The sequence below is a fragment of the Thioalkalivibrio sp. ALR17-21 genome (assembly GCF_000420185.1).
In the GTDB taxonomy this organism is placed as follows: Bacteria; Pseudomonadota; Gammaproteobacteria; order Ectothiorhodospirales; family Ectothiorhodospiraceae; genus Thioalkalivibrio; species Thioalkalivibrio halophilus.
Genome location: NZ_ATUL01000007.1, coordinates 24,219 through 35,890, shown reverse-complemented (window position 1 = coordinate 35,890; position 11,672 = coordinate 24,219). Strand labels below are relative to the sequence as shown.

General features: G+C 67.6%; 8 protein-coding genes and 1 pseudogene. 7 read left to right on the top strand and 2 right to left on the bottom strand.

Going from position 1 to position 11,672, the window contains the following annotated elements:
* Window positions 1-2: 2 nt before the first annotated feature.
* Entirely contained in the window at window positions 3-284 is a 282-nt protein-coding gene (locus tag G020_RS0105325; protein WP_018945967.1) for a hypothetical protein, read from the bottom strand.
* A gap of 284 nt (window positions 285-568) precedes the next feature.
* Between G020_RS0105325 and G020_RS0105320 the strand changes: the two genes are divergently transcribed.
* Window positions 569-1,819, top strand: coding sequence for a lipoprotein-releasing ABC transporter permease subunit (locus G020_RS0105320; protein WP_024328888.1), 1,251 nt, complete (start codon window positions 569-571; stop codon window positions 1,817-1,819).
* Entirely contained in the window at window positions 1,812-2,513 is a 702-nt protein-coding gene (locus G020_RS0105315; protein WP_018945969.1) for an ABC transporter ATP-binding protein, read from the top strand. The genes G020_RS0105320 and G020_RS0105315 overlap by 8 nt, the downstream gene beginning before the upstream one ends.
* A 12-nt stretch (window positions 2,514-2,525) precedes the next feature.
* Here G020_RS0105315 and G020_RS0105310 read toward each other — a convergent pair whose 3' ends face one another.
* Window positions 2,526-3,203, bottom strand: a complete 678-nt coding sequence (locus G020_RS0105310; RefSeq protein ID WP_018945970.1) for a DUF2062 domain-containing protein — start codon at window positions 3,201-3,203, stop codon at window positions 2,526-2,528.
* 95 nt (window positions 3,204-3,298) lie between these two features.
* Here G020_RS0105310 and G020_RS0105305 point away from each other — a divergent pair, with 95 nt between their 5' ends.
* The 5 genes and pseudogenes from G020_RS0105305 (at window position 3,299) to G020_RS0105285 (ending at window position 11,670) form a co-directional block, all read left to right on the top strand.
* Window positions 3,299-5,557, top strand: a complete 2,259-nt coding sequence (locus G020_RS0105305; protein WP_024328887.1) for a ComEC/Rec2 family competence protein — start codon at window positions 3,299-3,301, stop codon at window positions 5,555-5,557.
* A 42-nt stretch (window positions 5,558-5,599) separates the two neighbouring features.
* Window positions 5,600-6,688 carry an S-methyl-5-thioribose-1-phosphate isomerase gene (gene mtnA, locus G020_RS0105300; RefSeq protein WP_024328886.1) on the top strand — a complete coding sequence of 363 codons (1,089 nt, stop codon included), beginning with the start codon at window positions 5,600-5,602 and terminating at the stop codon, window positions 6,686-6,688.
* 77 nt (window positions 6,689-6,765) lie between these two features.
* Window positions 6,766-9,289: pseudogene (gene gyrA / locus G020_RS0105295) on the top strand (DNA gyrase subunit A); the annotation flags it as partial.
* A 121-nt stretch (window positions 9,290-9,410) separates the two neighbouring features.
* The gene (gene serC / locus G020_RS0105290; protein ID WP_024328884.1) at window positions 9,411-10,493 is read left to right on the top strand and encodes a 3-phosphoserine/phosphohydroxythreonine transaminase; all 1,083 of its coding nucleotides are present in this window, start codon (window positions 9,411-9,413) and stop codon (window positions 10,491-10,493) included.
* 13 nt (window positions 10,494-10,506) lie between these two features.
* Window positions 10,507-11,670: a phosphoglycerate dehydrogenase gene (locus G020_RS0105285; RefSeq protein WP_018945975.1), complete on the top strand. Its 1,164-nt coding sequence runs from the start codon at window positions 10,507-10,509 to the stop codon at window positions 11,668-11,670.
* Window positions 11,671-11,672: the final 2 nt, after the last annotated feature.

Sequence of the window (11,672 nt, the reverse complement as noted above, 5' to 3'; positions counted from 1 at the left end):
CGTCAGTCGTCGTTGCCGTGCACGATGGTGTGGATCACCCAGCGGTCCTCGAACACCACCGAAAAGCGGCCGTAGTCCCAGCGGGTGATCGGTGGCTCGCCCACGGTCGGATGCCGGGTTGCCGGCTCGCCGTAACGGCCGCGTACCGTTTCCTTGGTCTGCCCGCGAGTTGGCACGCTCTCGCGTTCCTTGATGGTGAATGAACCGTCCTCGAGCCGCAGGATGTCGGCCTGGGCGGTTCCGGCAAGCCCCGCGCCGCCGGCGAGAAGGAGGGCGGCAAGCACTCCGGTCGCACGGTGGATCGGGGATCGGGAGGCAACGCGTTTCCCTGGCATGGCCATGTCTCCGTCTGGAAGTGGGTCCCGGGGTCGGACCGGGCTGGCTCGCACTTATAGTAGGGGAATATGGGATTTTGTGCATCCGCGTTGCGGCCCTTGCCGGTAGAACCACTACCGGCTGCGTACCGCGCCTTGTCTCGGAAAACCCGAGGTGCCAGCGCGAGCGTGTACATCGATCGGTGTTTCCTCGGGGGATGGGCGGACGTTCGCAGTTCTGGCATGCTTGCGGGATGTTCCGACCCCTGTCCGTTGCGATCGGCCTGCGCTATACGCGCGCCAAACGTCGCAATCATTTTATTTCGTTCATCTCCGTGGTCTCGATCCTTGGCCTGATCCTGGGCGTGATGGCGCTGATCACGGTGCTGTCGGTGATGAACGGCTTCGAGAAGGAGCTGCGCGAGCGGATCCTCGGCATGGCGTCGCACGCCACGCTGGAGGAGAGCCGACGGGCCCTGGCGGACTGGGAAAGCGTGAAGGAACGCGTGCTCGCCGCCGACGAACGCGTGCTGGCCGCGGCCCCCTACGTTCAGCGCGAGGCCATGCTGAGTGCACGCAACCGGATTTCCGGCGGCATGATCCGGGGAGTGGATCCGGCACTGGAACTGGAAGTGGCACCGATTGGCGAGCACATGGAGGAGGGTGCGCTGGAACAGCTCGAAGGCGGCGCCTACCGCATCATTCTGGGCCGCGAACTGGCCGCGGAACTGCAGGTGCGGGTGGGTGAATCGCTGATCCTGATGGCCCCGCAGGCGAGCGTGTCTCCCGCCGGGGTAATGCCGCGCATGCGGCGCTTCGAGGTGGTCGGGCTGTTCGAGGTCGGCATGTATGAATACGACCGGGGTACGGCCTTCATTCATCTGGACGACGCCCGCGCGGTGTTCCGCACCGGCGAGGATGTCTCCGGGCTGCGCCTGCGCGTGGACGACATGATGCAGGCGGGCCGGATCGCTCAGGACCTGACGCGCGAACTCAACGGCGCCTATTTCATCTCCGACTGGACCCGGCAGCATGCGAATCTGTTCCGGGCGATCCAGATCGAGAAGATGGTGATGTTCATCATCCTGTCGCTGATCGTCGCCGTGGCGGCCTTCAACATCGTGTCCACGTTGATCATGCTGGTCACCGACAAACAGGGCGATATCGCGATCCTGCGCACCCTCGGGATGCCGCCCTCCGGCATCATGGCGGTATTCGTGGTCCAGGGGATGGTAATCGGTCTGTTCGGGATCCTTCTGGGGACGGCGGCGGGTGTTGCGCTGGCGCTCAACATCGACGTGGTGGTGCCGTTCATCGAACAGGTGACCGGGGTCGAATTCCTGTCCGCCGATGTCTATTACATCAGCGATTTGCCATCGGAACTGGATCCGGCGGATGTGCTGCGCGTGGGCGGGGTGGCGTTCCTGCTGACCGTACTGGCGACCCTGTTCCCGGCCTGGCGCGCGGCACGGACTCAGCCAGCGGAGGCGCTGCGCCATGACTGATCACGACGTGCATGCAACGGTGCTGGAGGCGCGGGGTCTGGAACGCCGCTTTCGCGACGGCAAGCTGGACGTGACCGTGCTCGGCGGGGTGGATTTCACCCTGGAGCCCGGCGCGCTGGTCGCGATTATCGGCGCCTCCGGCAGCGGCAAGAGCACACTCCTGCATCTGCTCGGCGGCCTGGACCGTCCGACCGCCGGCGAAGTCCGGCTGCTGGGCACGCCCTGGTCCGGGATGAGCGAGGCCCGGCGCGGGCGCCTGCGCAACCGGCATCTGGGCTTCGTGTACCAGTTCCACCATCTCCTGCCCGAGCTGACGGCGGCCGAAAATGTCGCCATGCCGCTGCTGATCCGCCGGACCCCGGGGCCGCAGGCACGCCGCGAGGCACTGCACTGGCTGGAACAGGTGGAGCTGGGTGATCGTGCGGAGCACAAGCCCGCGGAGCTTTCCGGTGGCGAGCGGCAGCGCGTTGCCATTGCCCGCGCGCTGGTGACACGCCCCTCGGCGATCCTCGCGGACGAGCCCACCGGCAACCTCGACCAGGAACGGGCACAGCACGTCTTCGCTCTGCTGCGGGAGATGAACCGCGCCACGGGCACGGCGCTGGCCCTGGTCACCCACGACACCACGCTGGCCGCGCAGATGGACCGTTCGGTTCACCTGGTCAAGGGCCACCTGCAGGGTAACGGCGACTGAGGGAAACACTGATCAATGCGGGCGCGAACGGTCGTCGTCGCCGGAACGCGTGCCGGAAGCCTGCGAGTCCGCTTGCCGTTCGACGGCCTTCGTCTCGCGTGATTCCCGCGGCGCTTCCGGATCGACCGGGCTGCGGGAGAAGACCTCGCGCAGCTCGGCCTCGCGCTCGCGCCGCTGGCGTGCGAGGTACCGCCGATGGCGCACGCGCTGGATCACGTTCAGGCGCCACAGACCCCGCACCAGCAGATAGCCGGCCAGTCCTGCCGCTACGCCCAGTACCAGTGACCCGGTCATCAACGGCTTCCACACCGTCAGCATCTCGGTGGCGAACCATTCCCAGGTGATCTCGGTGCTGAATTGGCGCGGTTCTTCGCCCAGGAGCTTGCGGCCCACGGTATAGGCCGTATACAACATGGGGGGCATGGTCACCGGGTTGGAAATCCACACCAGGATGACCGAGATGGGCAGGTTGACCCGGGCCAGGATAGCGATCGCACCCGCGATCAGCATCTGCATCGGGAGTGGCAGGAAGGCCACGAACAGCCCCACGGCAAAAGCACCGGCCACGGAGCGGCGGTTGAGATGCCACAGATCCGGCGAGCGCAGGCGGGGCCCCAGCGGGGCCAGCGCACGGTGTCCCCGCAGGCGGTCCATGCCGGGGAACAGCTTCTTGATGATGTGTCGGGCCATGGTCTCGGGTTCGACTCCTGCCGGCCTTGCGCGTCACCGCCTCGGGCAGGCGGACCCTACCCCGTGGATGCCCCGGGGACAATGCCGGGGCAGGCATGATTCCCTTCGCAGCGGGTTTTGTGGCCGCTCTGTGGCTGGTGCACCAACTGCCGGCCCTGCCGCCACCGTGGATCTTCGCGGCGCTCGCCACCACTCTCGTCGCCTCCATGGTAACGCGCCGTCCGGCAGCACTGCCCGCGATCCTGGCGGGGACCCTCGCGGGGCTGCTGCTGGGGACCGTTCATGCCACGACCTGGCTGGACCGGGTGGTGACGCAAGCCGAACCGGAGGCCACGCTGAGTGGCCGGGTCGTGGACCTGCCGCGCCACGGCGAACGCAGCTCGCGATTCCATCTGGCGACGCACGGCGACCCACCGCGCCGGCTGGAGGTCTCGGTCTATCCCCCGCGGGCGGATGTTGAGGCCGGGGACGTGCTGCGCCTGAAGGGGCGCCTGTATCCACCGCAGGGCCGTGCCAATCGTGCCGGCTTCGACCGTGAGGCGTGGTTCTATCGCGCAGGCCTCCATGGTCGCCTGAACGTCTCGGCCGCTGACCTGCGTCATGCGGTCGATGACACGGCCCCGGGGGCCCTGCGCGGAGCCCTGCACCGACAGCGCGCCACGCTCCGGGACCGCCTGCAGGCCGCCGCTCCGGAACTGCGCCACCCGGGACTGGTGCAGGCGCTGGTGATCGGCGAGCGCAGCGGCATGACGGATGCCGAATGGACTGCCTTCCTGCAGACCGGCACCAATCACCTGATGGCGATCTCGGGGTTGCACGTGGGCCTTGTGGCGGGGTTCGCGGCCCTGCTGGCCACGCTGCTCTGGCGTCATGTGGCCGGCGTACGGGAACGCTGGCCCCGCCGCGTGCTGGCGGCCACCGCGGCGGCCCTGGCCGCGCTGGGATATGCGGCGCTGGCGGGTTTCAGTATCCCCACCCAGCGCGCTCTGCTGATGCTGCTGGCGGTGCTGGCCGCGTTGCTGCTGGGGCGGGGCGGGACCCCGTGGCGGGCGCTGGTGCTCGCAGCGCTCATCATCCTGATCCGTGACCCGCCCGGCGTACTGGCGCCGGGCTTCTGGTTCTCGTTTGGTGCCGTGGCGGTGATCCTCGGCCTGCTGCAGGGGCGCCGCAGTCGCCCCGGGCTGCGTGAAGCCATGGCGATCCAGGTGCTGCTGGCGCTCGCCATGCTGCCGCTGGCGCTGGCATGGTTCCAGCTGGGATCGTGGATCGCGCCGCTGGCCAACATCGTGGCCGTGCCGTTGATCTCCTTTGTGGTGCTCCCGGTACTGCTGACAGGGGCCGGACTGGCCATGCTGTGGCCGCCCCTGGGCGGCCCGCCGTTGTGGCTCGGCGATGCGGTGCTGGGGCTGCTGGTCACGCTGCTGCAGGCCCTGGCCGACCTGCCGGCCGCGGTGGCCGAACAGGGCGTTCCGCTTGCGGCGGCCCTGCTCGCCGGCCTGGCGGTGATCTTTCTGCTCCTGCCCGGACGTCGCCGGATGGCCCCCTGGGTGCTGCTGGCGGCCCTGCCGCTGGGTTTACCCCTGCGCCCGGACCTGTCCCACGGCGAGCTGCGGGCGGAATTGCTGGATACCGGGCGCGAGGCGGTGGTCCTGCTGGAGACCCGCAACCACGTGGTGGTCTACGGCCCGGGGCGTGCCCGCGACGTGGAATCGGCCTTGCTGCCTGCCCTGCGGGCACGCCAGCGAAACCGGATCGACCGGGTCATCGTGGCCGACGGGTTGCTTGACGACAGCGGGTCGCGCGCCGCCGCACTGCAGGCCCTGACCGCGGCCGTGGAGGTCGAGCGGGTGCTGCACCGCGACGAGCGACACCCCCGACGGATCCGCGAGTCCGGTCCGGTCTATCGGGCCTGCCGGGCCGGGCAGCAGTGGCAACGGGACGGGGTGGTGTTTCGCGTCCTGCATCCACCACGCGGCTGGGATGCCTCGCGCGCCGCCAGTTGCGTGCTGCGGATCGAGACCGCCGGTGGCGCATTGATGCTGACCGGCGGGTTGCGCGGCCTCGGTGCGGCGGTGCTGGGCCACGAAACGCCCGACGAGGACCTGCAGGCACGCCTGCTGGTGACCGCCGAACCCGCGAAGGCCGTCGACGGCGAAGAGGGGCTGGCCGGGGTGCGGGCACCCACCCGCTGGGTAGCGGGCACGATGCCCGACGGGCCCGTCGGGCCGGGCGCTGGCGGCCTGCGTGCCACGTCCACGGACGGGGCCCTGCGCCTGCGGGCCGGAACCGCCTGGGAGCCGGGAGCGGGTTGGCGGAACGAACGTCGCCGGTTCTGGCAACGGCCGCACCCCTGAACGGCCGAGGCAATCCATGTCAGTCCACGATAAACTGGGCGGATGAACGATTTTGTCTCCGATACGATTCGCCCCGTCCGCTTTGCCGACGACCGTCTGTGGCTTCTGGACCAGCGCCGTCTGCCCGCGCAGGAAACCTTCCTGCCCCTGGATGACGCCCCGGCGGTGGCAGACGCGATCCGCGAAATGGTGGTACGCGGGGCACCCGCGATCGGCATCACCGCGGCGTTCGGCGTGGTGCTGGCCTGCCATCAGGCACTGCAGGCCACGGACTGGCGCGAGCGCGTGGGCGCCGACATCGCGACCCTGCGGGCGGCACGACCCACCGCCGTGAACCTGTTCTGGGCGCTGGACCGGATGCAGGCGGTGGTGGCGGCCGCCGGAAGCGCCCGGGCCGCGCTGACCGCGACGCGCGAACAAGCCATGGCGATGCTGGAAGCCGACATCGCCGGCAATCGCGAGCTCGGCGCCCATGGCGCCGCGCTGATCGAACCGGGCCGCGCCGTGCTGACCCATTGCAACACCGGCTCTCTGGCGACCGGGGGCTACGGGACCGCGCTGGGAGTGATTCGCGCCGCCTGGGACCAGGGGCGCATCACCGGGGTCTACGCCGACGAGACCCGTCCCTGGATGCAGGGCAGCCGGCTGACGGCCTGGGAGCTGGTGCATGACGGGATTCCGGTGACCCTGCTGTGCGAAGGCGCCGCGGCGCGGCTGCTGCAGAGCGGGGAGGTCGGCTGCGTGGTGGTGGGGGCGGATCGCATTGCGGCCAATGGCGACACCGCCAACAAGATCGGCACTTACGGGCTGGCATTGCTGGCACGCGCGCACGGCGTACGTTTCATGGTCGCCGCTCCGGTCGCCACCATCGATTATGCAACCCCCGCCGGCGATGCCATCCCGATCGAACAGCGCGATGCCGGTGAAGTACTGACGCTCGCGGGCCAGCCCCTGGCAGCCGCCGGGGCCGCCGCCTACAACCCGGCATTCGATGTCACCCCCGCCGGGCTGATCGACGCCATCGTGACCGAGCGGGGTGTGGTCGAGAACCCCGACGCCGAACGGCTGGCGGCGTGGCGGCCGCACCCCGGAGATACCCCCGAACCGCGAGGCGTTCACGAGGGAACCTGACCGCCCCGGCAGGGCTCCTCCGGCGGGGGAATATGGTATGATCGCGGGCTTGTTCTAACGGACGGCGTGACCCATCAATGGCTGAATTCGCCAAGGAAATCTTCCCGGTCAATCTCGAAGACGAGATGCAGCAGTCCTACCTCGATTACGCGATGAGCGTGATTGTGGGACGCGCGCTCCCCGATGTGCGCGACGGCCTCAAGCCCGTCCATCGTCGTGTGCTCTACGCCATGCGCGAGCTGGGCAACGACTGGAACAAACCGTACAAGAAATCGGCCCGCGTGGTCGGTGACGTGATCGGTAAATACCACCCGCACGGCGACTCGGCCGTATACGACGCCATCGTCCGCATGGCGCAGTCGTTCTCGATGCGCTACATGCTGGCCGACGGGCAGGGCAACTTCGGTTCCATCGACGGCGACTCGCCGGCCGCGATGCGTTACACCGAAGTACGCATGGCGCGGATCGCAACCGAGCTGCTGGCCGACATCGACAAGGAAACCGTCGATTTTGTCGACAACTACGACGGTTCGGAACAGGAACCTTCGGTCCTGCCGGCAAAATTCCCGAATCTGCTGGTCAACGGCTCCTCCGGGATCGCCGTGGGCATGGCCACCAACATCCCGCCGCACAATCTGCGCGAGGTCATCAATGCCTGCGTAGCGCTGATCGACCACCCCGAGATCGACATCGACGGCCTGATGCAGTACCTGCCGGGCCCGGATTTCCCCACTGCCGGGATCATCAACGGCCTCGAGGGGATCCGCGAGGCCTACCGCACCGGGCGCGGTCGGGCGGTGATCCGTGCGCGTTCGCACGTGGAGCCGCTGGAAGGCGGGCAGCGCGAGGCCATCGTGGTCACCGAGCTGCCGTACCAGGTGAACAAGGCGCGCCTGACCGAGAAGATCGCCGAGCTGGTCAAGGAAAAGCGCATCGAGGGCATCTCCGAGCTGCGCGACGAGTCCGACAAGGACGGCATGCGCCTGGTCATCGAGCTCAAGCGCGGCGAAATGAGCGAGGTGGTGCTCAACCATCTGTACATGCACACCCAGATGCAGAACGTGTTCGGCATCAACCTGGTGGCGCTGGTCGACGGTCAGCCGAAGGTGCTGAACCTGCGTCAGATCCTCGAGGCGTTCCTGCGCCACCGCCGCGAGGTGGTGACCCGCCGCACCATCTACGACCTGCGCAAGGCACGTGAGCGGGCCCATGTACTGGAAGGGCTGGCGATCGCGCTGGCCAACATCGATCCGGTGATCGAACTGATCCGCAACGCACCCAATCCGGCCGAGGCGAAGGCCGGACTGCTGGCGCGCAGCTGGCCGCCAGGCATGGTGGAGGGGATGCTCGACCGCGCCGGGGCTGCGGCCTCGCGCCCGGAAGACCTGGAAGCCGAATTCGGCATGGGCGAGGACGGCTACCGCCTGTCCGAGACCCAGGCCCAGGCGATCCTCGACCTGCGCCTGCACCGCCTGACCGGGCTGGAACAGGACAAGATCGTCGACGAATATCGCCAGCTGCTGGATACCATCGAGGACCTGCTGGACATTCTCGGCTCGCCCGAACGCCTGCAGCAGGAGATCCGGGGCGAGCTGCTGGGCGTGGCCGAGCGCTTCGGCGACGAGCGCATGAGCGAGATCCGCGAGCAGCAGGCCAACCTGACGCTGGAGGATCTGATCGGCGAGGAGGACGTGGTCGTTACGCTGTCGCACGCCGGTTACGTGAAGTACCAGCCGGTGGCGGACTACCGCGCACAGCGCCGCGGCGGACGCGGCAAGGCGGCGGCCAGCTTCAAGGAAGAGGACTTCATCGACCGCCTGCTTGTGGCCAACACCCACGATACGGTGCTGTGTTTCTCCAGCCGCGGCCGGGTGTACTGGCTGAAGGTCTACGAGCTGCCACAGGGCTCGCGCGCATCCAGGGGCAAGCCCATCGTCAATCTGTTGCCTCTCGAATCCGACGAGCGCATCAATGCGATCCTCCCGGTGCGCAGCTACGATCCGGATCATTACGTGTTCATGGTCACGGCCCAGGGCACGGTCAAGAAGACCCCGCTGACGGACTTCTCGCGGCGGCGCGCCAGCGGCATCATCGCCGTGGATCTGCGCGAGGGCGACCACCTGGTGGACGTGTCGCTGACCGACGGCAGCCAGGACGTGATGCTGGTGACCACCGCGGGCAAGGCGGTGCGCTTCTCCGAGACCGACGTGCGCGCCATGGGCCGCACGGCCTGCGGGGTGCGCGGCGTGCGCATGGACGACGACCAGCGGGTGATCGCACTGCTCAACGTGGACGAAGGCGCGGCGCTGTTTGCCACCGAGAACGGCTACGGCAAGCGCACCCGCTTCGACGAGTTCCCGGTTCACCGGCGCGGCGGCCAGGGCGTGATCGCGATCCAGACCGAAGGGCGCAACGGCCCCCTGGTAGGGGCCGCCCGGGTGCAGGAAGACGACGAGGCGATGCTGATCACCAATGGCGGCACGCTGGTGCGCATGCCGGTGGAAGAGATTCCGCTGATCGGCCGCAACACCCAGGGCGTACGCCTGATCCGTCTGGATTCCGGCGAACAGCTGGTGGAACTGGCACGGGTGGCGCGCTTCGCCGGCGACGAGGACGACACTGACGCGGAAGCCGACACGGAGAATCAACAGTCGGCCGCCCCGGAAACGCACGAGGACGAGCCGCAGGGCGGCCGCGAACCCAGCGAAAAGGGAGATGAAGAATGAGCCGAATCTGGAACTTCAGCGCCGGTCCCGCGGCCCTGCCGCAGGCGGTGCTGGAACGGGCACGCGACGAGATGCTGGACTTCCACGGTACCGGGATGTCCGTGATGGAGATGAGTCATCGCGGCAAACCCTTCATGGAAGTCGCTGAAAAGGCGGAAGCCGATCTGCGCAAGCTGATGGGCATCCCCGACGACTACGCGGTGCTGTTCCTGCAGGGCGGGGCGACCGGTCAGTTTTCCGCGATCCCGATGAACCTGCAGCCGGGTGGCCAGCCGATGGACTACATCGATACCGGGGCCTGGTCCGGAAAGGCGATCAAGGAAGCGCAGAAGGTGGGGCCGGTCAACATCGTTGCCAGTTCGCAGGCCGAGGGCTATGCGTCCATCCCCGAGCGTTCGACGTGGAAGCTCGATTCGAACGCCGCCTACGTGCACTACACGCCGAACGAGACCATCGGCGGAGTGGAATTCCACGAGGTGCCCGACGTGGGTGACAAGCCGCTGGTCGCGGACATGTCCTCCACCATCCTGTCCCGTCCGATCGATGTCTCGAAGTTCGGCGTGATCTACGCCGGCGCCCAGAAGAACATCGGTCCGGCCGGCGTGACCGTGGTGATCGTGCGCAAGGACCTGCTGGAACGCGAGAAGGGCCAGGTACCCGCCGTCCTGGACTGGAAGCTGCAGGCCGACAACGACTCCATGTACAACACCCCGCCGACCTTCGGCTGGTATTTCGCCGGCCTGGTCTTCGAATGGCTGCTGGAGCAGGGCGGGCTGGAAAAGATGGCCGAGATCAACCAGCGCAAGGCGGACAAGCTCTATCGTTTCATCGACAACTCGGCGTTTTATCGCAACCCGGTGGAGCCCAGTGCGCGTTCGTGGATGAACGTGCCGTTCATCCTCGCCGACGACAGCCTCGACGGTCCGTTCCTGAAGGAAGCCGACGCGGCTGGTCTGTCCTCGCTGAAGGGCCACCGCTCGGTGGGCGGCATGCGCGCGAGCATCTACAACGCAGTGCCTGAAGAGGCCGTCGACGCCCTGATCGAATTCATGGCGGATTTCGAGGAACGCCACGCCTGAAAAGGAGGTCGTGATGTACCGCGTCAAGACCTACAACAACATTGCGCTGCGGGGGCTGGAACGCTTCCCGCGCGAAACTTACGAAGTCGCCTCCGGTCTGGAAGACCCGGATGCGATCATGCTCCGTTCGCATGACCTGCACGGGGAGACCATCCCGGATTCGGTGCTGGCCGTGGGGCGCGCCGGCAGCGGTGTGAACAATATCCCGGTGCAGGATCTCACCGAGCGCGGCGTCGCGGTCTTCAATGCCCCCGGAGCCAACGCCAACGCGGTCAAGGAGCTGGTGATCGCGGGGCTGCTTCTCGGAGCGCGGAATCTGGTGCCGGCCGCCGGTTATGTGCAGTCCTTGGATCCCGATGATTCAGGGTTCACGGCCGCAGTAGAACAGGGCAAAAAGCGCTTTAGTGGCTTCGAACTCCCGGGGCGGCGGCTGGCCGTGCTCGGCCTGGGGGCGATCGGGGTCAAGGTGGCGAACGCCGCCCGGTCCATGGGGATGGAGGTCGTGGGCTTCGACCCCAAGATCACCGTGGAGAGCGCCTGGCAGATGGCGTCGGACATTGAACGTGCGCGTTCGGTGGATGCGGCACTGGAAGGGGCGGATGCGGTCACGGTGCACGTACCCCTGACCGAAAACACGCAGAATCTGGTCAATGCCGAGCGCATCCGTTCGATGAACCCCGGCGCGATGGTGCTGAACATGGCCCGCGACGGGATCGTCGACGACGCCGCGGCCGGCGAGGCCCTCAATGAGGGCCACCTGCACGCCTACGTGACCGATTTCCCGGTCCCCGGCCTGCTGGATCACCCGCGGGTGATCACTCTGCCGCACCTGGGGGCGTCGACCACCGAGTCGGAAGAAAACTGCGCGGTGATGATCGCCGACCAGATGCGGGACTATCTCGAGAACGGCAACGTCGTCAATTCGGTGAACCTGCCAACCCTGGTACTGGAGCGCAAGGGGCAGGCGCGCATCGCCGTAATCAACCGCAACCTGCCGGACCGTGTAGCGCAGATCTCGCACGTCATCGGTGAATCGGACATCAATATCCTGCATCTGATGAACGACTCGCGTGGCGACATCGCCTACACCATGCTGGACGTGGACGGACATCCCAGTCCGACCACGCTGGATGCGCTCTATCGCATCGACGGTGTACTGCGGGCGCGGGTGCTCTAGGT

Excerpts from the sequence above, each read along its gene's own strand:
- G020_RS0105305 (WP_024328887.1), top strand. The coding sequence starts at position 3,299 with ATGATTCCCTTCGCAGCGGGTTTTGTGGCCGCTCTGTGGCTGGTGCAC.
- G020_RS0105320 (WP_024328888.1), top strand. The coding sequence starts at position 569 with ATGTTCCGACCCCTGTCCGTTGCGATCGGCCTGCGCTATACGCGCGCC.
- G020_RS0105315 (WP_018945969.1), top strand. The coding sequence starts at position 1,812 with ATGACTGATCACGACGTGCATGCAACGGTGCTGGAGGCGCGGGGTCTG.
- G020_RS0105310 (WP_018945970.1), bottom strand. The coding sequence starts at position 3,203 with ATGGCCCGACACATCATCAAGAAGCTGTTCCCCGGCATGGACCGCCTG.
- mtnA (WP_024328886.1), top strand. The coding sequence starts at position 5,600 with ATGAACGATTTTGTCTCCGATACGATTCGCCCCGTCCGCTTTGCCGAC.
- serC (WP_024328884.1), top strand. The coding sequence starts at position 9,411 with ATGAGCCGAATCTGGAACTTCAGCGCCGGTCCCGCGGCCCTGCCGCAG.
- G020_RS0105285 (WP_018945975.1), top strand. The coding sequence starts at position 10,507 with ATGTACCGCGTCAAGACCTACAACAACATTGCGCTGCGGGGGCTGGAA.